The organism is Billgrantia antri (assembly GCF_017868935.1).
GTDB classification, from domain to species: Bacteria; Pseudomonadota; Gammaproteobacteria; order Pseudomonadales; family Halomonadaceae; genus Halomonas; species Halomonas antri.
This window is the reverse complement of record NZ_CP053383.1, coordinates 2,703,670-2,728,273: the sequence shown is the minus strand read 5'-3', so window position 1 is coordinate 2,728,273 and position 24,604 is coordinate 2,703,670. Positions and strand designations below refer to the sequence as shown.

Annotated in this window: 19 protein-coding genes and 1 pseudogene; 18 read left to right on the top strand and 2 right to left on the bottom strand. The window is 61.8% G+C overall.

Translation table 11 applies throughout. From position 1 onward, the window contains the following. Positions 1–12: 12 nt before the first annotated feature. Together HNO53_RS12610 and HNO53_RS12605 are read left to right on the top strand one after the other, a co-directional pair. The gene (locus HNO53_RS12610) at positions 13–1,401 is read left to right on the top strand and encodes a flagellin N-terminal helical domain-containing protein (RefSeq protein WP_209472565.1); all 1,389 of its coding nucleotides are present in this window, start codon (positions 13–15) and stop codon (positions 1,399–1,401) included. Positions 1,402–1,498: 97 nt separating this feature from the next. After that, positions 1,499–1,855, top strand: coding sequence for a hypothetical protein (locus HNO53_RS12605; protein WP_209472563.1), 357 nt, complete (start codon positions 1,499–1,501; stop codon positions 1,853–1,855). 22 nt (positions 1,856–1,877) lie between these two features. Here the strand turns inward: HNO53_RS12605 and HNO53_RS12600 are convergent, their stop codons facing one another. Together HNO53_RS12600 and HNO53_RS12595 are read right to left on the bottom strand one after the other, a co-directional pair. After that, the gene (locus HNO53_RS12600) at positions 1,878–3,854 is read right to left on the bottom strand and encodes a sensor domain-containing diguanylate cyclase (RefSeq protein ID WP_242597417.1); all 1,977 of its coding nucleotides are present in this window, start codon (positions 3,852–3,854) and stop codon (positions 1,878–1,880) included. A 348-nt stretch (positions 3,855–4,202) separates the two neighbouring features. Further along, positions 4,203–4,703 (bottom strand): hypothetical protein, encoded by a 501-nt coding sequence (locus tag HNO53_RS12595; RefSeq protein WP_209472559.1) that lies wholly within the window; start codon positions 4,701–4,703, stop codon positions 4,203–4,205. A 135-nt stretch (positions 4,704–4,838) separates the two neighbouring features. Between HNO53_RS12595 and HNO53_RS12590 the strand changes: the two genes are divergently transcribed. The 16 genes and pseudogenes from HNO53_RS12590 to HNO53_RS12515 all read left to right on the top strand — a co-directional run bounded on the left by HNO53_RS12590 (position 4,839) and on the right by HNO53_RS12515 (position 24,584). After that, positions 4,839–5,096, top strand: coding sequence for a DUF2835 domain-containing protein (locus HNO53_RS12590; RefSeq protein WP_338034789.1), 258 nt, complete (start codon positions 4,839–4,841; stop codon positions 5,094–5,096). Positions 5,097–5,280: 184 nt separating this feature from the next. Beyond that, positions 5,281–6,501, top strand: a complete 1,221-nt coding sequence (locus HNO53_RS12585; RefSeq protein WP_209472555.1) for a GGDEF domain-containing protein — start codon at positions 5,281–5,283, stop codon at positions 6,499–6,501. An 87-nt stretch (positions 6,502–6,588) separates the two neighbouring features. Continuing rightward, positions 6,589–10,623 (top strand): sensor domain-containing phosphodiesterase, encoded by a 4,035-nt coding sequence (locus HNO53_RS12580; RefSeq protein WP_242597416.1) that lies wholly within the window; start codon positions 6,589–6,591, stop codon positions 10,621–10,623. A gap of 31 nt (positions 10,624–10,654) precedes the next feature. Next, the gene (locus tag HNO53_RS12575) at positions 10,655–12,340 is read left to right on the top strand and encodes an HD domain-containing phosphohydrolase (protein ID WP_209472553.1); all 1,686 of its coding nucleotides are present in this window, start codon (positions 10,655–10,657) and stop codon (positions 12,338–12,340) included. Between the two features lie 200 nt (positions 12,341–12,540). After that, positions 12,541–12,960, top strand: coding sequence for a flagellar export chaperone FliS (gene fliS / locus HNO53_RS12570; RefSeq protein ID WP_209472551.1), 420 nt, complete (start codon positions 12,541–12,543; stop codon positions 12,958–12,960). A 1-nt stretch (position 12,961) separates the two neighbouring features. Further along, on the top strand, positions 12,962–13,345 hold the full coding sequence (locus tag HNO53_RS12565; protein WP_209478632.1) for a flagellar protein FliT: 384 nt from the start codon (positions 12,962–12,964) through the stop codon (positions 13,343–13,345). After that, a complete protein-coding gene (fliK, locus tag HNO53_RS12560; protein ID WP_209472549.1) occupies positions 13,342–14,646 on the top strand; it encodes a flagellar hook-length control protein FliK in 1,305 nt (434 codons plus the stop codon). Before HNO53_RS12565 ends, fliK begins: the two co-directional genes overlap by 4 nt. A gap of 18 nt (positions 14,647–14,664) precedes the next feature. After that, the gene (locus HNO53_RS12555; RefSeq protein ID WP_209472547.1) at positions 14,665–14,946 is read left to right on the top strand and encodes an EscU/YscU/HrcU family type III secretion system export apparatus switch protein; all 282 of its coding nucleotides are present in this window, start codon (positions 14,665–14,667) and stop codon (positions 14,944–14,946) included. A gap of 341 nt (positions 14,947–15,287) precedes the next feature. Next, on the top strand, positions 15,288–15,614 hold the full coding sequence (gene flhD, locus HNO53_RS12550) for a flagellar transcriptional regulator FlhD (RefSeq protein ID WP_209472545.1): 327 nt from the start codon (positions 15,288–15,290) through the stop codon (positions 15,612–15,614). 2 nt (positions 15,615–15,616) lie between these two features. Then, positions 15,617–16,192: a flagellar transcriptional regulator FlhC gene (flhC, locus tag HNO53_RS12545; RefSeq protein WP_209472543.1), complete on the top strand. Its 576-nt coding sequence runs from the start codon at positions 15,617–15,619 to the stop codon at positions 16,190–16,192. Positions 16,193–16,384: 192 nt separating this feature from the next. Next, positions 16,385–17,257, top strand: coding sequence for a flagellar motor stator protein MotA (gene motA, locus HNO53_RS12540; RefSeq protein WP_209472541.1), 873 nt, complete (start codon positions 16,385–16,387; stop codon positions 17,255–17,257). Beyond that, positions 17,254–18,202: pseudogene (gene motB, locus HNO53_RS12535) on the top strand (flagellar motor protein MotB). Before motA ends, motB begins: the two are co-directional and overlap by 4 nt. 57 nt (positions 18,203–18,259) lie before the next feature. After that, positions 18,260–20,404 (top strand): chemotaxis protein CheA, encoded by a 2,145-nt coding sequence (gene cheA, locus HNO53_RS12530; RefSeq protein WP_209472539.1) that lies wholly within the window; start codon positions 18,260–18,262, stop codon positions 20,402–20,404. A 2-nt stretch (positions 20,405–20,406) separates the two neighbouring features. Further along, positions 20,407–20,901, top strand: coding sequence for a chemotaxis protein CheW (cheW, locus tag HNO53_RS12525; RefSeq protein ID WP_209472537.1), 495 nt, complete (start codon positions 20,407–20,409; stop codon positions 20,899–20,901). A gap of 81 nt (positions 20,902–20,982) precedes the next feature. Further along, positions 20,983–22,317 carry a methyl-accepting chemotaxis protein gene (locus HNO53_RS12520; RefSeq protein ID WP_209472534.1) on the top strand — a complete coding sequence of 445 codons (1,335 nt, stop codon included), beginning with the start codon at positions 20,983–20,985 and terminating at the stop codon, positions 22,315–22,317. Positions 22,318–22,397: 80 nt separating this feature from the next. After that, positions 22,398–24,584, top strand: a complete 2,187-nt coding sequence (locus tag HNO53_RS12515; protein ID WP_209472531.1) for a methyl-accepting chemotaxis protein — start codon at positions 22,398–22,400, stop codon at positions 24,582–24,584. The last annotated feature ends 20 nt before the right edge of the window (positions 24,585–24,604 follow it).

The window sequence follows — 24,604 nt, the reverse complement described above, 5'->3', positions numbered from 1 at the left end:
TGAGCTTCCTTCATGGCAACCATCAACACCAACCTTCTTTCGCTTACGGGGCAATCCAGCCTCAAGCGATCCCAGTCCCATCTGGCGACTTCCATTGAGCGCCTTTCCTCTGGCCTGCGCATCAACAGTGCGAAGGATGACGCAGCCGGCTTGGGTATTGCCAACCGAATGGAGGCAAACCTACGGGCAAACGATACCGTGACGCGTGGTATCAGCGATGCCATTTCATTGCTGCAGACCGCCAATGGAGGGCTGGATAATATCAACGAGCTGCTACAGCGCGGTCGGCAATTAGCCGTACAGGCGGCGAATGGAACACTCTCGACAGCCGATCGTGGTGCTGTTCAACGGGAGTTTCATCACTTGCGCGATCAGATAGATAAAATCGCCTATGAAACAGAGATTTTCGATAAGTATCCCCTGGCTCCTGCCAAGCCGCATCAAGTTGATAACCAACTTGGTAATGTGTCGAGCGTTCGAGATGTCGATCCAAAAATCGGCATGCCGCAGACTTCGGGATCTATACCTCTAGGTTTTATCCCGACTGATGTGGCACAGTTCTCCATACGCATAGATGACCTGGGCATGAACGATGACTTGCAGATATTTACTCGAGATGGAAAACACTTGATCGGAACTTCTCTTGGCGCGGAAAGCACGTGGTCCAGTTCGACTGTAGACATACATTCGGGGGAGGATGTCGAGCAAAAGGTTTTCACCTCCTCGAACGGATTTGAAGCTGATGCGGAATACGACGATTCCTTGTTGCTGGATGGGTCGGGCTTTTTTGATCGAAGCAATCCTCGTACGTTAACGTACAATGGGATGACCTTGAGCTATAGTGGTGATGGCAATCCTGCTACGCCCAAGGATACTATTGAAACATTAAATATCGACCATATTACTGAGCCGCTCTTTGTTATGGTGACAGGCGAAGGCAGCTTTGTCATTGAGGAGTTTGATTGGGTCGACGATCCTCCTGAGCCTACCCCTATTAGTAAACCAGTCGATATTGTAGTCGATGCTCAATTCGGGGAGGGGCTAAGCAAGGTCACAATAGATCCCGCCCCAGCTGATGCTCGCTCCCTGGGTATCGCTGCTGTCAGTTTAGAAACACGAGGGGGGGCTTCGAGTGCATTGGAAAAATTCGATTCTGCCCTGAGCATTTTAGACCAGCACAGATCCAGACTTGGTGCTTTGCACAACCGCTTCGAGGGTTCCATCGAGAATCTGCAGCAGCAAAAAATCAGCACCAGTAGCGCTGTTTCTCGCATTATGGATGCTGATTACTCGTCAGAAATCGTCAACCTGACTAAGGCGCAGATCCTGCAGCAGGCTGGAACGAGTATGCTGGCCCAAGCGAACCAGGTGCCTCAGACTGTGCTGGCTCTGCTGGGGTAATCAGGCAGTCGATTGGAAGGAAAAATCTTGCCACCCGGTGCTACAAGCGAGCAACTGACGCCATTGCGGCATTTATTGGGTAAGGAGAATGACCTCGATGATCCAAACCAGCGTAACGGATACGGAGCTACTGGAAGAAGTAATACCGAAGCTCAAGGCCACTGAGCTCTTTCTCCACGATACGCTTCGCGTCAGAATAGATGGCAGTCGTGATCCGAGGGAAAAACTTCGGCTCCGAAATCTCAAGACAGAATTCGAGCTGGAGATCTCCATGATCCGCATGAACCTCAAGCATCTTTTCAGGAGATATTCAGATCAGCTGATGGGAGCAATTGAGGACTCTAAAGGGGAGAGGGGAGCACCGCTTGTGCTGGACGAACACGAAGCCGTGGCTATCGAGAGAATTCGTCGTCTCTACCAGCGCTCCCAGGGGCTGCAGACTGATCCTGCATAAGGCTACCACCAATCGCCTGACGTCACTCTCCCTGCCACACTACCCGGTTGCGCCCGCGTGCCTTGGCCTCGTAGAGCCCGGTGTCGGCGCGCTTGATCGCCGGTTTCAGAGTCGCTTCCTCCGTATTGACCCACGTCACCCCCAGCGAGGCGGTATAGCGCAGCTGCCCCCCAGGCGCGATCTCGCGATCCACCGCTGCGGGTGATCGCTCCAGCGCCTGGCGCAGGCGTTCGGCCACCTGAAGCGCTGCTTCCTTCGGCGTGTCGGGCAGCAGCACGGCAAACTCTTCGCCGCCCATGCGACACAGCACGTCGCCTTCCCGCAGTTGCTCCCCGGTCTTGTGGGCGAAGTGCTGCAGTACCAGGTCGCCAACGTCGTGGCCATATTCGTCATTGATGCGCTTGAAGTGGTCGAGGTCGATGACGATCAGGCTGAGGGGCGCGCCGCTGCGCCGGGCTCGGGCCATTTCCAGGCTGGCCTGATCCTTGAGGTAGCGGCGGTTGCCCAGCCCCGTCAGAGGATCCGTCATGGCCTGGTGGGCCAGCGTCTCTTCTAGCCGTTTGCGCTCGCTCAGGTCGAAGACCATGGCCCGAGAGTGCACGAAGCCCTGACGGGTACGGTAAGCGGTAGCCTGGATGACCACGGGCAGGGTGGTGCCATGTCGAGTGATAAGCTCGCATTCCGCCGACCCCTCCCGTTCGACGCCCAGCACTTGCTTAAAGGCGGCGTCGAACGCCTCGCGAGTCTCGGGCGTGACGAAATCCCGATAGTCTCGCTTGCCGATCACCTCCTCGGCGGCGTAGCCCAGCCAGTTGAGTTCGGTACGGTTGACCTTGACCACGCGCCCGTCGGCATCCAGCGAGTGATAGCCGCACGGAGCATTCTCGTAGAGATCGCGTACCTCATGAGCATAGTCATGTGCCTCCTGGGAGAGCCGCTGCGCCTGTTGGCGCAGGGCCTGTTGCCGATGATGACTGATAGCCCAGTAGATGCCGAAGGCGATGGAAAGCACATAGAGAAGCAGGGCGATCAGAACGGCCGTAGGCTGCTCTGCGAGCAGAGTAGCGAGAGCAGGATGGGTCACCGTGATGCCCAGCCGCCACGGATAATGACCCGGTGGGCCGGTGACCATTCCGGCCTGGCTATGATAGTGGTCGATACGCGCATCGTAAGCGCGAAACAAGACCCGCCGATCTCCCTCGTCCACTTCTCCGCGTTTACGCTGGAGGAGCGCTTCCCAGATGGTCGGCGAATGGGCCGCAAAGTCGTCACCGAATGAGAGTGGCCCTTTCGTCTCTGTCAGCAGCCAGGTGCCCTGTGCGTCGATCAGGAAAGGGAGCGATTCCACATCCATGGCGACGGTTCGTTGGATATCGGTGGCCAGGTGATGCCAATCCAGGGTGAACCGCAGCACGCCCTTGCGCTCGCCAAGCGTATCGAAAACGGGCGTGGCGATAGTCAGCTGGTAAGCGCCAGCCGTTTGGCGGCTTTTTTGCCCCGGCGCGTGAGATGGCGTAGCGAGGTAGACGTCTCGCGGCGCGAGCGCCGTGGCTTCACGGAAGAAAGTGGCCTCGGTATGACGCTCGGGCTGGGCCGGTGCATTGCCGACGTGCACCAGTAGCCGGCCGGCTGAATCTATCAGGCTTAACTGGGTGTAACGTGCGTAGTGTGGCAGCAGCGTGTCGAACAGAGCGTGAAGGCGGGCTTGGGTCAGATGTGCGGTGGCCTCCTGTCGCGGGGATTGTACCGTCCCTACGCCAGCCAGGTAGCGCTGGAGCAGAGGCATCTCGGCGGTCGCCAGCAGGTGGTTGATGCTGGCGTTGATCTCGGTCTGCAGTACCCTCAGCCCGGCCTCTAGCTTGGCGTCGGCGGCGGATACGGCGCCATCGAGCCGGGCGTCAAGGTGCGCTCGAAATATCGGGTAGAGGGTGGCCGATACCAGGATGACAGGTACGAAAACAGCAACGACCAAGCGCCTGCAAAGGACTTTCAGCGTCACCAGGCGATCCCCCGTAAGTGATGAGCGAAGCTCGAGCCGGCGCATTCTAGGGTAGGCTGTCGTGAAAGGAAACGCTGTTTTTTAAGCAGGCTGAACATACGGTAAGCTGCGCACACCAAAAGGCAGTCGTGACAAATGTCGGGACTATCTCAAGCCTTTTCCTGGCTAAGCGTTTCGCTGAAATGCCGATGTCCGATGAGTTGATGTGCTGCACGCGATGAACCTGGCATGCATGCGGTCCGCCGGAAGGTGCCTCGAGGATGACGCTGCGAGAAGAGCGTTCTTAACCGAGGCCTCGCTGTGAGAAGCGGGGCCTCGCTTGGCTGACATGAGCAGGGGGCTTGCGTTTCAGTTTGCAGGATTCAGCTCGGTGATCTTGAGTGTGGCCGGCTGCATCTGATCGCTGCCGTGAACGCCGACCCAGATGTTGTACATGCCGCTGGGCGGGTTCTGGAACATGACCACCGGGTCGAGGCCGTTGAAGTCGTCGTTGCAGTACCAGCGGCCGTCCGGTGCATTGATCACCAGAGTAGTATCGGCGCTGGAACTCACGGTGACGTAGAGCGGCATGCTGCCGGCGGTGTAGTGCAGGTCCAGGTCCGGTGCACTGGCCATGATATAGCCGGTGCAGTTGGGGCCCAGCTTGCCGCTGACGGGGGAGGAGCCGCCTGCCTGCAGGCTCTGGGTCCAGGGATCGGGCGTGAAGCCGGCGGCAAGGTGGTGGCTGCCGTAGCTGGGTTCGGCGGTCCAGTCGGGCTCCTGGGCCTGGGCCGTGCCGAGCATCAGGGCCAGGCCCACGATCGAGGCGCCGCCTGCCAGGGCGGTACGGGAGAGGGGGGATCTGTTCAAGGTGTTATTCCTGCGTAATCAAGTCCAGGGACTTATCGTTTCGTTGGTGTCGAGTGTCGTAGAATAAGGCGGTTGTACTTCGATGAGAAGTCGCTGATTCAACACTTGGCCAGCGGCTGTAGAACATGATCCATAATGAAACCTCAGGGCCGGTCGAAGCGCATGCCGAGTATAGATGTCACCCTGTCCCTATCTTGCGAGGCCTGCCTTGCCCATTATGAGGGGCGGGTAGGGCAGGTGATGGCCCGTAGCCTGGACGGTCGGCGGGTAGTGTTTCCGGCCGAGGCGCTACGGCGAGTGGTGTCGCGGGATGGCGTGCATGGCACCTTTCGTCTCTGCTTTACGCCGGAAGGGCGTTTTCAGTCGATTGCCCGTCTGGACCGGTTCACTTGAAGCGCGATGGCTGAAATGGAAGTGAAATGGCTTGATATTTGTCGTATGTCAAGCCTTGTGGACTCGTTACCTTGAGCTTGCTCTGATATAACGACAAAGCTGCACAGTGGCCCTTCGTCCGGCCATGAAGCAGCATTTCCGTTTCCCGCCATCAGGAAGGGTGGCCCTCCGACAAGGCGATAGCATGCGCTTCAGCCAAACGCGTGAGTCCCATGAGTACCAGAGCCGTCGCCTGGATGCGTTGGCCGAACCGCCCGAGGTGGGTCATGAACTGTTCGTCGGCCTGAGTGCCCTGCGTGATACCCTGAGCAGCCGCCACCATTCGCGAGATTTTGCCTTCGCTCACGCACGATACTTGCGTAGCCGTGTGTTAGCCCTTGGCCTCATCTTTACGCTGCTTTCCCCATTATGGATCGTGGTGGATGCGCTCGTGTTACCCAGCGAGCTTTTGTACTTGACCCTGGTGGGGCGGGTGGGACTGTTGCTGGGGCTGATGGGCGTCGTGGTGCTGGCCTATGTCACGCACGAGCGGATACGACGCATTCGCTTCAGCGCCGGCATGTTGCTGGCCCTGCCGGCGGGGTTCTACCTCTTCGTACTGCTCATGCTGCCACCTGAGCAGGTGGAAAACCTGGTGGGTTACGGCTTCATTCCGTTCCTGCTGGTGGCGGCGCTGAGCGTGTTTCCCTTTACCCTGCTGGAATCGCTTGCTGCCGGCCTCGCCATGCTCGGGCTGCTGGGATTCTCGCAGGCCGTCGATGGCAGCTGGCTGACCGGCCGCGGCGTGGAGAGCATGTGGCTGCTCGCCAGTCTGCTGGGCGTTTCGCTGGCGGCCAACCACTTTCAGCTCAGCCTGCTGTTGAGACTCTATCGCCAGGCGACCCATGACCCCTTGACCGGGCTCTACAACCGCGGTGCGCTGGAGCTGCATCTGGAGAAAGTCCAGGCCTGGCAGCGTGAGATCGAGGGCCAGGACCGCCTCGGCAGCATTCCCTGTTCGCTGCTGATGGCGGATCTCGACCACTTCAAGCAGATCAATGACAGCTACGGTCATTCCGCCGGGGATAGCGTGCTGTACCAGTTCGCCGAACTGCTGGTGCAACAGACGCGCCGGCATGACTGTGTCGCGCGCTACGGTGGCGAGGAGTTCGTGATCATCCTGGTTGGCAGTAGCCAGGCCAGGGCGCTGGATGTCGCCGAGCGCATTAGACATGCCGTGGAAAATGCCGCTTTCAGCGGTCTCGATGGCGAGCCCATTCCCGTCACCACCAGTATTGGGGTAACCAGGCTGGAGCAGGACGAGCCGGCTCAGGAAGCGCTCAAGCGCGCTGACCACGCGCTTTACCGCGCCAAGCGGGAGGGCCGTAACCTGGTCATGGCGGCGCTCGTATCCTGCGACGCTTGAACCTGCACGACTTCCTTCACCCAGTTCCTCAAGTCCCGCCGCTCGCTGCCGATAATTCACTCAGGGAAATTAGCGAGTGGGGGACGAATGCCCAACAATTCACAGCAAGTGGCGCTTCATACCTGGCTGGTGCTAGTGCCAGTGCTGCTGCTGGTCATGGGCATCGTCAACGGCCTTGCTACCTGGCAGTTGCCGGTCGAATGGCAGCCGCCCGGGATCAGTCTCCCCATCATGGTGCTGGTGGGTTCTGGGCTGTTGGCGACGCAGGTGGGCAGAGTGAAAACGGCCCAGCTTTGCGGGGCAATGCTCCTGCCGATCGGCCTGTACGCGCCGTTGATGGCATGGCTACCCGGCGATCTGTCCGTTGATGTCGCATTTGGGATGCAGCCGCTCACGCCGGCCACCAGCATTGCCATACTGATCGTGTCCGTATGCCTGATGGCAAGCAATCGCTCGGTGCGTGCTCGCCTGTTCTGGTGGCTGGGCGGCGTCGGCCTGTTCCTGGTCGGGGGGGCTAGCGTGGTGGCAGGGTTGCGACCGGATCTGTTTGCCGCCAGTCCCTGGGGGAGCGCCTTCGCCACGCCCTTTACCGCTCTGCCTGCACTGCTGAGCGGTACGGCCATGATGTTGATGGCGCGTCACCCGGCCGTAATGCCTGCTTTGAATCGTACGACGATACTGGCCCTGACTGGCGGTGTGCTGGCCAGTGGCATTGCCTGGTACGGGCTTACCTGGCAGCAGTACGACGCCAGGCAGCAGCATGCAACGGAGCTGTTCTTTACCTTCAAGGTTAGCGCCGAGCGCGTGGTGGACAACAAGCAGCGTGAACTCCAGCGCATGGCGGAGCGGTGGGTGGAGTTCGGGGGGCTGCCGCCTCGAAAGCATCGGGAAGTCGAGGTCGAGGGGTTCTTTCGCGATATGCCAAGCCTGGTCGCGCTTCACTGGCAGTCCGGGCTCGACGAGCAGCTTCTCTGGGGACGAGAAAGAGACGACTTTCGGTTATCCGATTGGCTGGTAAGGCATGACTGGCTGCTGGACTGGCTGGCGGTGGGCGGTCCTTACCCTCGCTGGGTGCTGCCGGACGCAGACGATCCCGAGCTTGCCCTCGTATCGGTACCGTTGTCGCTGCCTGCGCATGGCAAGCTGATTGCCGTACTCGACCTCACTCGCCTGTTTCGCGAGGAGGTGAACTCCCTGGTGACGCCGCTGCGACTCTCCATGCAGAGCGATGTGAGCCTGTTGCCGATCAATCACCGGCGGGATGCTGAAACGGGAGTGGAGCTGCGGCGCGGACTGGTGATGTTGCCAGGCGGAGCCGCCATGGATATGCGCATCCATGACGCAGGGCCGCTGAAAGCCAGCCTGACGGGGCTTATGCCACTGGGTGTGGCCATCGGCGGGCTGGTCATGAGCTACCTGCTGGCCTTCAGCCTCGGGATGGACGGCCTGAGCCGGCGGCGCTCGCTGGCGCTGGCACGCACGCAACGCCATCTGCGGGCGCAGCAGCGTGTCCAGACGTTGATCGCACGGGACCAGCCCCTTAAGGAAACGCTCAAGGCCATCTGCCGCATCGTGGAGGTCCAGGTGCCGGGCGGCATCGCCTCCATCATGCTCTGCGACGAGGCGCGGCAGCGGCTGGAGCAACTGCATAGCGTGAGTTTGCCGCAAGCCTACTGCGATGCGGTCGGGAGCGTGGAGATCGGTCCCGACAACGGTGCCTGTGGCCGAGCGGCGTACCTGCGCGACTTCGTCATCTGCACCGATCTGGCCAAGGACCCGCGCTGGGTCGGCTATCATGCACTCGCGGCCCGTCACGGCCTGAGAGCCTGCTGGTCCTATCCTGTGGTCGGCAACAGCCAACAGCTCCTGGGCACCTTTGCCATCTACTACCACCAGCCGGGCGAGCCCACGCGAAGCGACCGTCGTCGCGTGATCGAGGCGGCCGAACTGGTGTCGTTGGCCGTGGAGCGTGAGCACAACCGTCGGGCGTTGAAGGAGAACGAGCAGCGCTATCGCTCGATGTTCACCTATCATCCCGATGCGGTTTTCTCCCTCGATCTGGAGGGACATTTCACCACTGCCAATGCGGCCTGCAGCAGCGTCACCGGCTATGCCCTGGAGCAATTGATCGGCCTGCACTTTTCGCGGCTGGTCCAGCATAAGGACCGCGAGCACATCGAATCGCTCTATCGCGATGCCGACAGGGGCGAGGCGTTCCGCTACTCGGTCACCATCCAGCACCGTGAAAATCGCAGTGTCTCCCTGGACGTGACCAATCTGCCCATCGTGGTCAACGAGCGTATCATCGGTTTCTACGGCATCGCCAAGGATATGACAGAGCAGCACCGGCGCGAGACCGAACTGCGCATCCTGCAGCGCAGCGTCGAGGCCAGTATCAATGGCATCATCATTACCGATGCCCGACAGTCCAATAACCCCATCATTTATGTCAACGAGGCATTCGAGCGGATCACCGGCTACCAGCGGGACGAGGTGTTGGGACGCAGTGGCAGTTTCCTGCAAGGCACTGAGACAGATCCAGACGCCCTGGCGCAATTGAAGCAGGCGATTGCCGAGCAGCGCGAGATCAACGTCACGCTGTGCTGTTACCGCAAGGATGGCTCTCCGTTCTGGAACAATCTCTACCTGGCGCCGGTGCGGGATGACAATGGCGGCGTGAGCCATTTCATCGGCATCCAACACGATATTTCCGAGCGCAAGTCCTACGAGGCGAAACTCTCCTATCATGCCAGCCACGATGCGCTGACGGGGCTGGCCAACCGTTCGCTGTTCGAAGACCACCTGCTGCATGACGTGCTGCTGGCGCAGCGCCACGGGTGCCATCTGGCGGTCCTGTTCCTCGATCTGGATGATTTCAAGCCGATCAACGACAGCCTCGGCCACGAAGTGGGCGACCAGGTCCTGATTCAGGCCGCCCAGCGCCTGGGCGAGGCGCTGAACCCGGGTGATACGCTGGCTCGCTTCGGTAGTGATGAGTTCGTCATTCTGTTGCCCGAGCTGGAGAGGGAGGAAGAGGCCATTCATCTGGTCGAGCAACTGCTCCCCAGCGTCCGTCGTCCCTATCGGGTTGGCGAGCACGAACTCTACATCGGCGCCAGTGTGGGCATCGCCTTCCTGCGCGAAGGGCTGGAGAATCCCGTCGAGTTGATCCAGCAGGCCGACATGGCGATGTACCGTGCCAAGCAGAAAGGGCGCAATGCCTGGGAGTGTTTCACCAGCGACATCAACGATGAAGTGAACGAGCGCATGGCGCTGCGCAACGACCTGCAGGAAGCCATCGAGGCGGAGAGCTTCGAACTGCACTATCAGCCCCTGCTCTGCGCCCGGAGCGGCGAGGTGGTCGGTTTCGAGGCGTTGGTGCGCTGGAAGCATCCGGTCAAGGGATACCTCTCCCCGGGGCTGTTCATTCCGATGGCCGAGGACACCGGGCAGATCGGGCCGATCAGCGAATGGGTGCTGCGCCAGGCGTGCCGCGACATGTGCCGATTGGCAGCCGAGGGCTATGGCCGCTATCGCGTGTCGGTCAACCTTTCGCCGCTGCAGTTCCGTCGCGCCAACTTCCTGGCCAATCTTCAACAGGCGCTGTTGGAGACGGGGCTGGCGGCGGACTATCTCGAGCTGGAGCTTACTGAGGGGGTGCTGATGACCGACACCGCAGCGGCCGTCGAGACCCTGCACCTGCTGCGCGACATGGGGGTGGAGGTATCCATCGATGACTTCGGTACCGGCTTCTCCAGCTTGAGCTATTTGAAGCAGCTACCCATCGGCAAGATCAAGATCGATCGCAGTTTCGTGCGCGATGTGACCGTCAATCGCCACGATAGCGCCATCGTTCAGGGTATCATCTCGATGGCGCATCACTTGGGGCTGCTGGTGGTGGCAGAAGGCATCGAGGAGGCAGAGCAGCGCGACTTCCTGGCGGCACATGGCTGTGATGTGTTCCAAGGTTTCTTCTTCGCCCGGCCGATGCCGCTTGGAAAGTTGCAGGACTACTTGAAGCAGCGGGGCGGCGTGTCTGGGCGGCGTGACATTCTGCCGGTGCCGAACGGGAGAGAGGTGCTGGCGGCCGGCGCCCCGTCGTGGCGAGACGACAATCATTAAAACCAATCGTTGAAGGGGCGGAATGGCGAGCATGGCGCAGGTTCAGGACGAGTTTCTTCGAGTAGGAAGTCCGAGCGAGATAGAGGCGTTGCTGGAGCGGTTGATCCAGCCTGGCGGCGCGTCGCTGCTGCTCGACAAACCCGGCAGTACGCCCCTGCCGGTGGTGGTGATGGAACAGGCCGTCCCGCAAACGCTGCTACTCGACATTACTGCCGTGCGAGAGATTGTCGGCGAACTCAGACGCGGCACCGGCTTTCGACTGCTGGGACAGGTACGCGGCAAAATGATTCGCAGCCCGGTACTCAAGTCGATCCAGGTCGACACAGTGGACGGAAGGGTGCAGTGCCGTTGTGAGTACCCCCACTACCTGGAGGAACTGCAGCGGCGCGAGGCTTTTCGTGCGCGTCTGCGGTTGGGCATGGAGGTCGGGGCCATCGTGCGCGGCGCCGAAGGCGAGACCGCAGTTCAGGGAGATCTCAAGGACCTGTCCCAACAGGGCTGCCAACTGGAGTTGCCATCGTCTGCCGCGGCGCTGCTTGCCGAGGCCGTGCTGGTCGAAATAGAGCTCTGCTTTCCCAACGACACGCGTTTCACGGTCCAGGCGGTGCCACGCCACACGGTGGCGGACAGTGATCGTCAGGCGCTGAGGGTGGGGTTTCAGTTCGAGCACTGTAGTGCCGAGCAGGAGCGCAAGCTGTGGTTCTTCGTGCGCGAGATCGAGCGCGAGTCATCCCGCTATGGCGACGATGCCGACGTCGGCCGCCTGCCCTCGTTGCTGTTTCAGAGTCAGTCGGCCAGCGCTGCTGCCCCGGTCGGCCGGCGCAACCTTCAGGCTTACCCGACCCCCATGGCGCGTCGGCTGGCGCGGGTGGCGGGTTATCTCGATGCTCAACTGCTAGAGCTTCGGCAGGGCGATGACATCGACTCGGTACAGCTTTCGCGTCATGCCGACATGCTGCTGCAACTCGCCGAGGAAGATATCGAAGCGCTGCTCTTCGCCACTCGCTGCCTGGGCCAGGAGCCGCTTCTGGTGCGTCACGGGCTGGGTGTCGCCGTGCACTTGCTGGCATTGGCGGGTACCGGCACGGTACCGCGAGACGTTCGCAAGGCCTTGGCAGCCAGCGCCATGGTGCATGACCTGGGCAAGGGGCTTTTGCCTCCCAGTCTGCTGGCAGCCGAGTCGCTGGGGCCCGAGGCGCGCACGCTTCTCAGAGAGCACGTGGCGCTGCTGAAGCAGCGGCTGGGCAACTGCCAGTGGTTGGCTGCAGGCGTTATGACGGCGGTGGTGGGGGGTATCAACGAGCGTCTCGATGGCAGCGGCTATCCCGCGGGTGCAACGAGCGATGAGCTGCCCGAGCTGGCTCGCATGAGCGCGGTGGTGGATGCGGTGGATGCCATGCGACGCGATCGCGCCGATCGCCCCGCCTGGCGCATCGACGCAGTGTACCGGCATCTGCTCAAGTCACCCAATCAGTACGATCCGCGCTGGGTAAAGCGCTACGTACAGCGCTTCGGGCTGCGCCCGGTGGGGTCATTGGTGCGCTTCTCCGGTGGCGCGCTGGCCTGGGTGCAGCGGCTCGACCAGCAAGGTAAGCCCTTCCAGGTGCAGCTGGCCGTACGGGTCGCGCCGCCGGGGGAGGCGCTGGGTGAGGTGCTACGTGGGGATGTCACGTCGCGCCTGGGGGAGATGGTAGAGGAGATTCCCGTCTCGACCTGAGCGGTTTGCCCTGGGACATGGGCAGGATGGTGGCTGGCACGTCGTTGCTAAAGTCTCCGCAACGCGTGCCGATAACAGGAAATAACCCCTTGGTGGCGTGCTTTTCACCGCAACCGATGGCGCCAAGGCTGCCACAATATACGCCACTGGCCATAGACATCGTGTCCGTCTCGCCGCCACGATACTTCGGAGAACGTTCCATGACTACCACGCGAGGAGCTGCCGCCTACGGAAGAGGGGCAGGCGCTTATGCCAGGGTCGGCGTCGAGAGTGCCGCCATGTCCGCCTCTCCGCACCAGCTGATCGTGATGCTGTTCGACGGCGCCCAGGGCGCCATCCGGGCGGCGCGCATCCATATGCAGGCGGGCAATACCGCAGAGAAGGGCAAGGCCATCTCCAAAGCGCTCGATATCGTCAACAATGGGCTATTGGCGGCACTGGATATCGAAAAAGGGGGAGAGGTTGCCGAGCGCTTGGGCTCGCTCTACGACTACATCGGCCGCTTGTTGCTGGCAGCCAACCGGCACAATGACCAGGAGAGCCTCGACCAGGCCGAAAAACTGCTGGACGATATCGCCTCGGCGTGGCGAGAAATAGGCGGTGCCGGGGCGCAAGGCTGATATGGCGATGTCGACCACTCGTGCCGTCCTCGACGGTTACACCCGGCTTAGGCGACAAGTCGCCGTCATGCTCGAACTGGCGCGCGCCGGTGAGTGGGATGCCCTCATCGAGCGCCAGTCCGGCTATCTGCAGCTTGTCGACCGAATCCAGCAGCTCGACAAGGAGACCGTACTCGATCGCGAGAGCCAGCAAAGCAAGGCCGAGCTGCTGGAAGCCATACTGGCCGACGATCTTGCGATCCGTGAGCATCTGATGGCGCGCCGCAGTGAGCTCGGCCAGCTCATGGATACCAGTCGGCGGCAACGTGACTTGCATCGCAGCTATGGCAAGCAGGCGGCATCCCTTGTCGATGCTTCCGACAAGTTTGGCCCGGGGACAACGTGAGTGGCATCACGCCCTTGCTCGATACGCTGCTCCATCAGGTTTTGGGCAAGCGTATCGATACTGCGCCTCCGCGGGAGCTGACCGAGCCGGTCCGGCCCGTCGACCCGGGTGAGGGGCCGCGGGCGTTACATAGCGACTCACGCCTCGAAGGGCGCCGCCCGGGCATGGTGCCGCTGCAGGGCACGACGACACCCAGCCAGCGGGGTGATGCCGCTACGCCACGCAGCGACCCAGCTCAGCCTGCTGCTTCCTTCCAGACCCATTTCAGCCCCTCGGCGCGCACCATCGCCGACCTGTTGGTGCGTTTTCCAGCGCCGCCATCCGTGCTCAGCTCGAGCTCACCCTTGATGAGCGCGGGGGAAGTCCCAAACGCTTCGGCACTGGCCGAGCGGTTGCAAACCGGCGTACGCGACAGCGGCCTGTTCTACGAGGCGCATCTGTCCCGCTGGTATCGCGGTGAGATGAGCCGACAGCAGCTGGAGCGGGAACCCCAGATGCTGCGCACATTGCGCTTTACGCCAGCAGCGCCGGGAAACGGGCCAGCGGCAGCGCCGAATGCGCCCGCAGCGGCACCGGCCATGGGGGCGCATTCGGCGCTGGCCGGCGGCGCGCAAGGCTTGGTGTCGCCCGGACAAGTGCCTCCTGCGCCGCCTGCGCCGGGAGCAAGCCTTCCTGGGCCGTCACTCCCGGGGCAGGCCAATGCGGCAGCCAGCGCCTATGTTGCCACCGAATCGCTTTATCCTTCTGCGGCTCGTGGCGAGAGTGCGAGGGCTGAGGTGCCCCTATCTACCGGCCAAGTACGTGACACGGGCCAATCGGCTGCGCCACGTACCGAAGGGATGGAGCAGGCGGGGCGCGAGGCAGGCGAACCGCTGGCTCGTGCGCGCTCAACGGGTGGCGAGTCGGTACACGAAAGCCTCCAGGGTCTGGTGCGTCACCAACTCGAGATGCTCGTGGCGCCTGTCCTGCGCTGGGAGGGTGACGTCTGGTCCGGCATCTTCATGGCCTTGATGATTCAACTACCGGCTGGTGCCCGTCACGAGCATGAAGGCGCTCCACAGGGCGAGGAAGAGGCACAGCAGGAGACCTGGCACTCCGAGCTCCAGCTCACGGTGCCAAGTCTGGGGGAGATTCGCGTGGCGATGTGGCTGCAGGAGAAGCAGGTGCGCTTGCAGCTGCTGGCCAGGGATGATGCCAGCCTGGAAGTGCTTGAGCGCGGTTTGCCGCAGCTTGAGAATAGGCTGCAGAAGGCAGGCCTTGCGACGGTGCTGGTCGATGCGCGTTTGTGGGAAAGGGATTGAGAATGAGGGGAGGGAGGGATGACGGAAGCGAAGCCTGAGCGCCGACGCCAGGCAGTGGCACTGGCTTACCGCGAGGGTGACGATGCCCCGCGGGTCTTGGCCAAAGGCTATGGCGACATGGCCGAGCGGATTCTGGCCGAGGCCAGGCGGCAGGGGATCTACGTTCACGATGCCCCCGAGCTGGTCGCGCTGCTGATGGGGTTGGACCTGGATGAGCGCATCCCCCCGATGCTGTATCAGGTGATTGCCGAGCTGCTCGTATGGGTGTATGAGCTTGCCGACGCGCAAGGCCAGCGTTGAAACGGATACCCTTATTTTTGTAAAAAATTGTAAACGAGATTTCGCCCTCTACGCTTTGTCAAGCCTGTTGTGTGTCTTTTTTTATGTTCCCGTACAAGGCGTTAACAAAATAGTTCTTAGGGCTTAGCCATCTCACCTTTTTGTCTGAGTAGATCTTGCGTTGAGAGAGGTTGGCAGGTATTAAAACAGTGGTCACAATGCCTGTGTGTGAGATATGTCCTTATCAGGTGCAGCCTGGTGCTTCGTTGAACCAACCGACGTATCTCTAGGCCGTTCGTCCTGAATAAGTACGTTACAAGAAAACAAAGGACACGCGAATCAACAGCGTGCAGGGAAACTGAATGATGAACACGAACCACCTGGACGAGATCCAGGAGCTGAATCTTGCCTATCTTCTTCTGGCTCAGCGTTTGCTCAACGATGATCGTGCTGCGGCCATGTTTCGTCTCAAGATCGACGACGAAACCGCTGATCTGCTCGTATCCCTCGGTGTTGCCCAGCTGACCCGCCTGGCTCGAACCAATCAACTGCTCTGCCATTTCGGTTTCGAAGGCGTCGAGCAGCTGCGTCAAGTGATCGACAACCCCCGTGACAATGGACTGTCGCAGTTCCACGCCTCGCTGCTGATGGCGAGCCGTGGTAACGCCTCCATGTCACGGGGGGTGTGAAGATGTCGCAGAAAAGCCTCGTCGAGGAAATGCAGCAGGTCCAGCTCGCCATAGAGTTGATCGAGCTGGGGGCCCGGCTTCAGGTGCTGGAAACCGAAACCGACCTGAGTCGCGCACGTCTGATTCGCCTGTTCAAGGAAGTACGCGGCATGTCTCCGCCCAAGGGGATGCTGCCGTTTTCTACCGACTGGTTCATTACCTGGCTGCCGAACGTGCATGCCTCGCTGTTCTATAACATCTATCGCAGCCTGGTCGAGGGGCAGAAGTGCGAGCGGATGCAGGCCTTCGTTACGGCCTATCGGCTGTACAATGAGCAGGTCAGCATCGACCAGGCCGAGCCGGTGCTGGGTCTGACTCGTGCGTGGACGCTGGTCAGGTTTTTCGAGAGCGAGCTGCTGCAGCTGTCTACCTGCAATCATTGCCATGGCCACTTCGTTGCCCATGCCCATACGCCGGACCACGACTACGTTTGCGGTATCTGTATGCCGCCTTCACGCGCCGGCAAGACCCGCAAGCGCCGCGAACGTGAAGCGGAGGAAGCCGTGGGCCGTGAGGCTTCGATCAAGCGAGTCGGTTGACGATGGTCTGCGACTGACACGGAACCTGCGTAGCAAGACGCCGCCTTCGGGCGGCGTCTTGCTGTTCGGAGAAAGGTGGGATGCGGTGCGGGAAGTCGAAGCGCTCTTTTTGGCCGACAGGCCTCAAGTGTGGCGTCGCTTGGCCGATATGCAGTGATAATGACGTCTTGCATTTATTGAAGGGTATCGGTTGTGCTGATTCTTCTGGGTTACCTCGTGGTGGTACTGTGCGTCTTCGGTGGCTTCGTGCTGGCGGGGGGCTTTCTTGGACCGCTTTATCAGCCCACCGAGCTGCTGATGATCGGTGGGGCCGGGGTTGGGGCTTTCATTGCCGCCAACAACGGCAAGGCGATCAAGGCAAGCTTCAAGATCCTGCCCAAGCTGCGGCGCACCAAGAAGTACAACAAGCAGATGTACATGGAGCTGCTGGCGGTGCAGTTCAAGCTGCTGACCAAGGTTCGTCGCGAGGGCATGCTCGGTATCGAGCGCGACATCGACAGTCCGCAGGAGAGCGCGCTGTTCCAGGAGCATCCCAAGGTACTGGCCGACCCGATGATCATGAACTTCCTGACCGACTATTTGCGCCTGATGGTGGCCGGCGGCATGGATCCCATGGAGATCGACGAGCTGATGCTCCATGAGATCGAGACCTTCGAGCAGGAAGCGCATATCCCGGCGGATGCCATCGCCAAGGTGGGGGATGCCATGCCAGCGTTCGGTATCGTCGCGGCCGTGATGGGGGTGGTCAAGGCGCTCACTTATGCCGATGCCGGCCCCGAGCAAATGGGGGAGATGATTGCCCACGCCCTGGTGGGTACCTTCCTCGGCATCCTGCTGGGGTATGGCTTCATCAATCCGGTGGCCAGCAGTATCGAACGCCAGGTAAAGGAAGCGGAGAAAATGCTTCAGTGCATTCGTATCACGCTTTTGGCCAGCCTGCACGGCTATGCGCCGCAGTTGGCAGTGGAGTTCGGTCGCAAGGCGTTGCACACCGCTGAGCGTCCCGGGTTCACCGAACTCGAGGAGTACGTGCGTAACGCCAAGTCGGGTGCGGCAGCAGAATGAGTGCGGGAGGAGACAAGCGCCCGATCATCATTCGGCGCAAGAAAGTCGTCCATGCTCACCATGGCGGTAGCTGGAAGATCGCCCTCGCCGACTTCATGACGGCTCTGATGGCGCTGTTCCTGGTGATGTGGATACTCTCGGTCGCCAGTCCGGAGGCGCGAGAGGGCGTCGCCGATTACTTCAGCACGCCGTTGGTCAGTGCCGTATCGGGCGGTGATCGGGCAGGCAGTACCCAGGTCATTCCCGGTGGGGGGCCCGATCCTGCTCATAGCGATGGCGAGCGGGCACGTATCGATACCCGTGAGTTCACGCGCCCGAGCGAGCAGCAGCGTCGCTTCTTCATGGACCTGCAGCGGCGCATCGAGACGGTGATCGAGGCCGATCCCGAACTGCGTGAACTGCGTCAGCAGATGCGCTTCGACCTCACCCCCGAAGGGCTTCGCATCCAGTTGCTCGATACCGAGCAGCGACCGATGTTCGCCATCGGCAGTGATCGCGTCGAGCCCTACATGCGTAACCTGCTGCGTACCATTGCGCCATTGCTCAACGACCTGCCCAACGATCTGAGCATCAGCGGGCACACCGATAGCCGTCCCTATGCGGGTGGATATCGAGGCTACAGCAACTGGGAGCTATCCAGCGACCGGGCCAATGCCTCGCGCCGTGAGCTGGTTGCCGGCGGGGCTCGATTCGGACAAGCTGCTGCGGGTATCCGGCTTTGCTGACCGCGTACTGCTGCCCGAAACCGATCCTTTCGATGCGGACAATCGCCGGATCGAGCTGCTGGTGCTGCTGCCGGAGGTGGCGGAGTTTATTCGCCGGCCGAGCATCCTGAATGGTCCGGGTGTGCCGAGCCCGATGAGCACACGCCTCGAAAGCGAGGTCGACTTGGCACCCGTGCAGCAATTTACCGAAGGCCTGCGCCGTACTCTCAACCCTGAATAGGGCGCAGAGAGTACAGGGCAGCAGAAAACCAAATCTTGACACCAGGTGGTGAAGCGCATGGATATCACGGATTTCTATGACACTTTCTTCGAGGAAGCCGAAGAGCTGCTGGCCGACATGGAGCGCTACCTCCTGGAGCTCGATGTGGACGCGCCGGATACCGAGCAGCTCAATGCCATTTTCCGGGCGGCCCACTCGATCAAGGGTGGCGCCGGTACGTTCGGCTTCGATGTGCTCCAGAGAACGACGCACCTGTTCGAGAACCTGCTCGACCATACCCGCAAGGGCGAACTCAAGCTGCGCCGGGATATCGTCGACATCTTTCTGGAAACCAAGGACATGCTCAGTGATCAGCTAGACGCCTATCGCAATAGCGACGAGCCCGACCAGGAGGCCTTCGAGCGTATCTGCGAAACGCTGCAGCGGCTGGCGCTCGAGGAGATCGGGCAGGACCTCGAGGGGGGAAGCACCTCTGTGGCCGCGCCAAAACCTCAGGCGAAGCCGGAGCCGGAGCCGAAGCCGGAACCTGTCGCCTCGGACGAACCGGACACTGAGGAGGACTCGAATCACTGCATCGTGACGCTGCTCAACGTGGGAGAGAAGGACCGCCAGTTGCTCGTCGAGGAGTTGGGGCAATTGGGCGAGGTCATCACCCATGGCGGCGACGAGGCGTGCTACGAGGTAACGCTCGCCTCGTCGGTGGGCAACGACGATATCGAGGCGGTGATGTGCTTCATCGTCGATGCCGATCAGGTTCAGATTCGCTCAGCCGGTGGTGTGTCGGCCAGCCCGGCCGATGCCCCGGATCCCGAGAAGAAAGCGCCAGCCCAGCAGGAGCCGACAGCGCAGCCGACTCCTCCGGAGGCGCCTTCGCCGAAGTCGGCGGCTGCCAAGACAGCTGGGGAGGCCAAGCCGGCTGGAGATGCCAAGTCCGCCAAGGCCAAGAGCAAGGCCAAGGGCGGAGGAGAATCGACCTCTATCAGGGTGTCGGTCGACAAAGTCGATCAGATCATCAATCTGGTGGGCGAGTTGATCATCACCCAGTCGATGCTCGACCAGACCGTCAGCGAAATGGAAGGCGTCGCCGACAGCGCCCTGCTCAACGGGATGAGCCTGCTGCAGCGCAATGCACGGGATCTGCAGGAGTCGGTGATGTCGATCCGCATGATTCCGATGGACTTCGTCTTCAGCCGCTTTCCCCGTGTCGTGCGCGAGACCGCCGGCAAGCTGGGCAAGGAGATCGAGCTGGTCACCGAAGGTGAGTCGACCGAACTCGACAAGAGCCTGACCGAGCGCATCATAGACCCGCTGACGCATCTGGTGCGCAACAGCCTCGATCACGGTATCGAGCCGCCCGACGTGCGCGAGGCGGCCGGCAAGCCGCGCACCGGCAAGCTGATCCTGTCGGCCAAGCATCAGGGCGGCAATATCATCATCGAAGTGATCGACGATGGCGCCGGCCTCAATCGTGACAGGCTGCTGGCCAAGGCGCGCGAAAACGGTTTGCCTGTTTCCGACACCATGAGTGACGACGAGGTGTGGCAGCTGATCTTCGCTCCGGGTTTTTCCACTGCCAAGGAGGTGACGGACGTCTCGGGGCGCGGCGTCGGCATGGACGTGGTCAAGCGCAACATCCAGGGCATGGGGGGGCATGTACTGATCATGTCCACGCCGGGCGAAGGCACCACCATCCGCATCGTGCTGCCGCTGACGCTGGCGATCCTCGATGGCATGTCGATCAAGGTCGGCAACGAGATGTTCATTCTGCCGCTGTCCGCCGTGCTCGAATCGCTGCAGCCGGCCAAGGAAGACTTGTATGCCATGGCGGGAGACGACGTGGTGCTCAAGGTCCGCGACGAGTACCTGCCGGTGGTGGCGGTTCACGAGGCGCTGGATGTGCCGAACGCCAAGACCACCCTGACCGAAACCATCGCCGTGATCGTGCAGGGGGAGGGCCGTCGCTATGCCTTGCTGGTGGACGATCTGGTCGGCCAGCAGCAGGTGGTGGTCAAGAATCTGGAAACGAACTATCGCAAGGTGCCGGGGGTTTCCGCGGCGACCATCCTGGGGGACGGCAGTGTGGCGCTGATCCTCGATATTACCGGCCTGCACCGCCTCAGCCGGGCCAAGAAGGAAAAACGCCGGCCCGAACGTGGATTGCAGACACTTGAAGTCCTGACCGAAAACGCGCTGGAGAACTGATCATGAGCCAGACGAACGATGCGGCACTCGCCGCTGCCGAAGCCCACAACCGTGAATTTCTGGTGTTCTCACTGGGCGATGAAGAATATGCCGTCGATATTCTCAAGGTGCAGGAGATTCGCGGCTACGAGAACGTCACGCGAATCGCCAACGCGCCTGATTTCATCAAGGGGGTCACCAACCTGCGCGGCGTGATCGTGCCGATCGTCGACCTGCGTATCAAGTTCCACCTCGACAAGGTGGAGTACGGCGGGCAGACGGTAGTGATCGTGGTCAATGTCGAGGATCGGGTCGTCGGTATCGTCGTCGACGGGGTGTCCGACGTCATGACCCTGTCACCAGACCAGATCAAGCCGGCACCCGAGTTCGGCGTCACCCTGTCCTCGGACTTCCTCAGTGGGCTTGGCAGCCTCGAGGACCGCATGCTGGTCATCGTCGACATCGACAAGCTGCTCACCAGCGACGAGATGGCGCTGGTCGATCGTGTGGCGGAGTAGAGGCGGACTCAAGTTCGCCTCGCCCATGCCGATGTTCGTTGGAAAGGACTGCTTTTCGCACGCCGCTGATAAGGGGATGACGTGAAGTTACTCGACAACCTGACAGTCCGGGCCAGTTGGTTCCTGGTACTGCTGTTCTTCGGTGCGATGCTGGTCGTACTGAGTGTCCTGGGGCTCTATGCCCTGCAGCAAGGCAGTGCGGCCGTGGCCGTCATGGCCCCTCATGCGGGGGAGGCAGGCGTGACCCATCAAGCCTCGTTTGCCGCCACGGCCGGCTTGATACGCCTGGCGATCGTTGCCGTGCTGCTGGGATCGGCGGTGGTGATGGGGATCGTGGTGTGGGGCATCAGCGTCAACGTGCTGCGCCCGCTCGCCCGTCTTGTCGGGTACTTCGAGGGCTTGGCGCAGGGCAATCTCTCCCAGCCGGTGGAAAACCGTGGCAACAACGAGATCGGCCGCTTGTTTACCTCGCTCAGGCACATGCAGGAGGGGCTCTCGGGAACCGTTGGCACCGTACGTAGCAGCAGCGAGAGCATCTACCTGGGGGCTCAGGAGATTGCCGAAGGCAACGGCGAGCTGTCGTCCCGAACCGAGCAGCAGGCTGCCTCGCTGGCCGAAACCGCCTCCAGCATGGAGCAACTGGCCTCGACCGTGGAGCAGAACGCCGACAATGCACGCCAGGCGAGCCAATTGGCGAGCGAGGCATCGCGTACAGCTGTCCAGGGAGGCGAGGTGGTGGGCGAGGTCGTTTCGACCATGCACGACATCAGTGAAAGCTCGCACAAGGTCTCCGACATCATCGGCGTCATCGACAGCATCGCCTTCCAGACCAACATCCTGGCGCTGAATGCTTCAGTCGAGGCGGCGCGTGCCGGTGAGCACGGGCGTGGTTTCGCCGTGGTGGCGCAGGAAGTACGCAGCCTGGCCGGACGCAGCGCGTCGGCTGCAGGCGAGATTCGCACCCTGATCAAGGCCTCTCTAGAAAAGGTGGACGTCGGTACCGCACGAGTGGACCAGGCCGGCCAGACCATGAGCGAGATCGTTGCCGCCGTGCAGCGCGTTAGCGACATCATGGACGAGATCGCCTCGGCCTCGCTTGAGCAGAGCAACGGCATCGGCCAGGTGAATCAGGCCGTGACCCAGATGGACCAGGTGATCCAGCAGAACGCGGCACTCGTGCAGCAGGCCGCCACGGCAGCGACCCAGCTCGAGGCCGAAGCAGCTCGCCTGCGCGAGGCCGTGCTGCGCTTCCGCCTGGCTGGTCAGCAAGACAAGCCACGCCAGGAGGCGAGGAAGAAAGCCGTTCCCGCTGGCCCGGCCGCCGCCACGCAGGATCCGCTACCTGCCAAGCGCCGCCAGTACGAGGCGAACGCAAAGGCTAGAACAACACAAGAAGAAGAGTGGGCCTCGTTCTGAGGCGCTGAAACTCCGGAAAGGTGGGGGCTCCTCCGGTTACTCCGCACCCCTGACAAACCGAGGCGGTAAGGGAACAACATATGCGCAACAACCAGCCAGTCACACAACGGGAATACAAGCTGGACGATCAGCAGCTTCTGATTACCCGCACCGACCTCGACGGTCGTATTACCTATGCCAACACGGCGTTCGTGAAGGTAAGCGGCTTCAGCCACGATGAGCTTATCGGAGCAAACCACAACATCATCCGTCATCCCGACATGCCCGAGGAGGCTTTTGCCGACCTGTGGCAGACGATTCAGCGCGGGGACACGTGGCAGGGGCTCGTCAAGAATCGTCGCAAGGACGGGGATCACTACTGGGTTCGCGCCACGGTCACACCGATTGTCGAAGAGGGAAAATGCCTGGGCTACACCTCAGTGCGTACTGCCGTGCTTCCCGCCGTGGCGGAGGGGGCCGAACGTGGCTATTCGCGTCTGCGTGGCGGGCGTTCCGGCTTGGCCGTACGTCAAGGCAAGCTGGTGCGTCGCGGCCCGTTGGGTTGGCTTGCGCGGATCAATCTGCACTCCATCCGCGCCCGGCTCTCCATGCTCACCTTCTCGGCACTGGTTTTGCTGGCGGTCAGTGGTGCCGTCGGCCTCTATGGCCTGGAGACCTCGGGGCAGCGTCTGGCGGAGTTGAACCGTGACGGCCTGCAGGACGTGATTCGTCTGCAGCAGTTGGGGCAGCTCATCGGCGAGGGGCCGCAGCGGCTGAGCGCCGAGCAGCGCATGGAAATCCTGAGTAGCCGGCACGAGCATGCCGAGGAGCTCACCGGTATCGCCGACCGGCTGGCTGGGCTGCGAGACGACTATATGGATCGCGAGGTCAACCGCACCGAGCTGGCACTGGAGTTCGATACCGCACTGGAGAGTTTCATGCAGGAGGGACTCGGTCCGATGGCCGAGGCGCTGGGTGGCGAGGAGGCCTTCGATGCCATGATGGCATTGAACAACGAGACGGCAGGGCTGCGTGAGCGTGCCGAGACCCTGACCGGACTGGTCAATCAGTTGATCGACCAGCAGCGTATCGCCGCCCTGGGCATGGCGGAAGCGGCCGAGCAGGGGCAGCGGCAGATGCTCATGGGTCAGCTGGGCTTCATGGCCCTCGGCTTCGTGCTGCTGCTCGTCATCAGCGTGTGGATCATGCGTGCCATTACCCGGCCGGTGCGTCGCGCCGCCGACTTCACCCTGCAGATCGCCTCGGGCAACCTGGCGGTTCAGACGCCGAAGCAGACACGTGACGAGATCGGCGCGCTGCTCGGCTCACTCGATACCATGCGCAAGAGTCTCTACAGCACTACCGCGAGTGTACAGCAGGGCATCGACGTGGTGACGCCGGCGTCGCGCTCCATCGCGCGTGGCAACGAGGACCTCTCGGCACGTACCGAGCAGCAGGCCGCCTCGCTGCAGGAGACCGCCTCCAGCATGGAGGAGATGACCACCACGGTGCAGCAGAATACCGACAACGCGCGCCAGGCCAGCGGGCTGGCACTGGACAACGCCAGCCGCGTGCGTGACACCGGCGAGCTGATGCACGGTGTGGTGCAGACCATGGAGCGCATTACCGCCGGCGCCGAGAAGATGAAGGACATCATCAACGTGATCGACTCGATCGCCTTCCAGACCAACATCCTGGCGCTGAACGCCTCGGTGGAGGCGGCGCGGGCAGGCGAGCAGGGGCGCGGCTTCGCGGTGGTGGCCGGCGAGGTGCGCAATCTGGCGGGGCGCAGTGCGGAGGCGGCGAAGGAGATCCGGAGCCTGATCGATGGCTCTGCCAGCGAGATCCACGAGGGCGCCAGCCAGGTGCAGCGCGCCGAGAGCGCCATGGCCGAGGTGGTGTCGGCCTCGCAGCGGGTCAACGACATCATGGGCGAGATCACGGCGGCGTCCGAGGAGCAGAGCAGCGGCATCGGCCAGATCAACCAGGCGATCACCGAGATGGACCAGGTGACCCAGCAGAATGCCGAGCGCGTGCAGCAGAGCGCGCGGGCGGCAAGCGACCTGCAGCACCAGGCGGAGCAGCTGGCCCAGGCCATTCGCGTCTATCGTCTGCAGGGGGCCGGCCCCGAGACGATCCCTGACACCAAGCAGTCCGTAGAGCGGCCGGCCGGGTCCGCTAGGACACCGGCGGCCACGCCCGCCTTGAAACACGACCCGCTACCCGCCAAGCGGACGCAGGCCAAGCCCCACAAACAGGCCTCCGAAGAGGAGTGGGAAACGTTCTAAAGGGTGTTGGCAGGGGACTC